This is a genomic window from Agaribacillus sp. DX54 (genome assembly GCF_056858335.1).
In genome coordinates this window covers 1-2,548 of the sequence record NZ_JBXEQE010000083.1, presented here as the reverse complement: position 1 = coordinate 2,548, position 2,548 = coordinate 1, and the positions used below count along the sequence as shown (strand labels likewise).

Here is a 2,548-nt window from a genome sequence, read left to right as displayed (position 1 = left end):
TCTAATCGGTAAATAAAACTGCACCGTTTTTGGCAATTAAGAATGCACAGAAATTGGCAACAAGGAATGCACAGTTTAGCATGGGAAAGGGCATGCCCTTTCCCATGCTAAAACTATCTTGGCCGGCTTAAAACCCGACCGAAAAAATGAATGTGTATTTAGCCAAATTTATGATGTACTACGAAATCCACCGAATGTCCCGTGAGGGTCATTCCATCACTCAGATCAGCAAGCATTTAGCGCTCAACAGGCGCACGGTCAGCCACTATCTGGCCATGGACGAGCGCCAATATGAATCTTTTTTAAACCGGCAATCAAATCGCAAGAAAGTGTTAGATGCTTATGAAGGTTTTGTCAAAGAACGCCTGGAACATTATCGGGATACTTCAGCAGCCCAGATGCATGACTGGCTCAAGGAATATGATCCCACTTTCCCTGTGGTCAACCCTAAAACCGTGTTCAACTTTGTTTGTCATGTGCGAAAGAAGCATAACCTGCCTCAGATTAAAGCCGAGCGCCAATTCGGGCTGGTAGAAGAACATGCTTATGGTAAACAAGCCCAGGTAGACTTCGGGGAATATAACATGCGTACTGCGGTTGGAAACCGCACAAAAGTATTCTTTTTCATTCTGGTGTTATCCCGATCACGTTTCAAATATGTTTGGTTTACCGAGCAGTATTTTACAGCTGATCTGGCCATACAAGCCCATGAGCAAGCCTTTGAATACATCCGGGGTATCCCGGATCAGATTGTCTATGACCAGGATAAAGTTTTTATTGTCAGTGAAAACAATGGGGATATTATCCTCACTGAAGCTTTTCGCAACTATACGCGTAGCCAGTCCTTTCAGCTTTACTTTTGCCGCAAGGCCGATCCTCAAAGTAAAGGGAAAGTAGAGAATGTGGTCAAGTACGTCAAGCAGAACTTCCTGTACAACCGTACCTTCCATAACATTGAAACACTTAACGATGAAGCGATGAATTGGCTGGGCCGAACGGCCAACATGTTGCCGCATGCTTTCACCAAAAAAGAACCGTTCAGTGAATGGCACATCGAACAGCCCTTCCTGAGACCCTCTCGGCCTTGTGCTGCCAAGGTTGTCCTCATAGCTACCTATACGGTCAGGACTGACAATTCGATCTCCTATAAAGGCAATTTATATTCCCTGCCCTCAGGTACTTACCAGGGCAAAGGCACAAAAGTGGCCATAAAAGTCCAAAAGGGGTATCTGGTCATTACTGACCAGCAAGGCAACCATGAACTCTGCCGTCACCGGCTGGCCGTTGGCAAGGGCAAAAAGGTGATCAATACCGATCATAAACGCGATAAAACGGCTGCTATCGACCAGATGATCACTGAGCTCAGTCAATTACTGCCCGATGAACAAAAAGCAAAGCAATGGCTCGCGGGGATCCGTAAGGACAAACCCCGCTATATCCGGGACCAGATCATTATCATCAGAGAAACTATCCGAAATATAGCCCCGGAAATTATAGCCCAGGCCTATGATTACTGCCTGGAAAACCATATTTACAATGCCACTGATTTTAAAGCGATCATAAACCATCTGACCCAAGGACAACAATCGCCCAAACAGACTAAAATCGTTACCCTAAACCCCATAAGCGGATCGGCCAATAAAAACGCGTTCAAAAAGCCCGGTACCAGTTCTATTGAAGATTATCAGCAAATAATAAACAAAGACAGACAAAATGGAAAACATCGATAAAAGAGCATTGATTACCAACTACTGCCGGCAGTTTAAAACCGCCGGCATCAATGCCAACATTGATCAGATCATCTGCAAGGCAGAATCCAGGGGATGTGGCTTTTGGGAGTTTACCCTTGAGTTGCTAGCCGCAGAGGCACAACATCGACATCACAATGAGGTGAAAAGGAGGTTTAAAGCAGCACGGTTGCCTGAAAAATGCCATCTGGATGAATATGATTACTCCTTTGACAATGGCTTGCACAAAACCCGTATCAGCCAGCTCCGGGAGTTGGGATGGCTCGATCAACTTTTTAACCTGATGTTGATGGGCCCCTCAGGGGTAGGCAAATCATTCCTGGCAGCGGGACTGTGTGCCGATGCTGTAACAGCAGGCTATAAAGCCTATTTCAGGACTATGGAAGAAATCCTGAACATCTTGAAAATGAAAGACTTTACCCGAACTGCTCTGGCCGATTATAAACGCCTTTTAAAAGCCAACCTCATTGTCATCGATGACATTATGCTCTTCCCTGTAGACAAAAACCAGGCAGTCACTTTCTTTCATTTTATAAACCAACTCTATGAGAATACCGCTTTTATCATCACCACCAATAAGATGCCCGCTGACTGGGCCAAAATGCTCGATGACGAGGTGCTGGCCACCGCTTTGCTCGACCGTTTATTGTACCATTGTGAAGTGATTAACCTGAACGGTAAAAGCTACAGAATGAAAAATAGAAAATCTTTTTTTGACCATGAAAATTAACTCGATTATATTTGAAAAAACTGTGCACGCTTGTTGCCAAAATCGGTGCATGCCTAATTGCCATTTTCTG

At 44.7% G+C, this 2,548-nt stretch carries 2 protein-coding genes; both read left to right on the top strand.

Annotation, left to right across the window (positions count from 1 at the left end; translation table 11 throughout):
• Positions 1 to 146: 146 nt before the first annotated feature.
• Positions 147 to 1,730 (top strand): IS21 family transposase, encoded by a 1,584-nt coding sequence (gene istA, locus AC04NP_RS30370; RefSeq protein ID WP_482863887.1) that lies wholly within the window; start codon positions 147 to 149, stop codon positions 1,728 to 1,730.
• A complete protein-coding gene (gene istB / locus AC04NP_RS30365; RefSeq protein WP_482863886.1) occupies positions 1,714 to 2,478 on the top strand; it encodes an IS21-like element helper ATPase IstB in 765 nt (254 codons plus the stop codon). Before istA ends, istB begins: the two co-directional genes overlap by 17 nt.
• Positions 2,479 to 2,548 lie beyond the last annotated feature (70 nt).

Excerpts from the sequence above, each read along its gene's own strand:
- istA (WP_482863887.1), top strand. The coding sequence starts at position 147 with ATGAATGTGTATTTAGCCAAATTTATGATGTACTACGAAATCCACCGA.
- istB (WP_482863886.1), top strand. The coding sequence starts at position 1,714 with ATGGAAAACATCGATAAAAGAGCATTGATTACCAACTACTGCCGGCAG.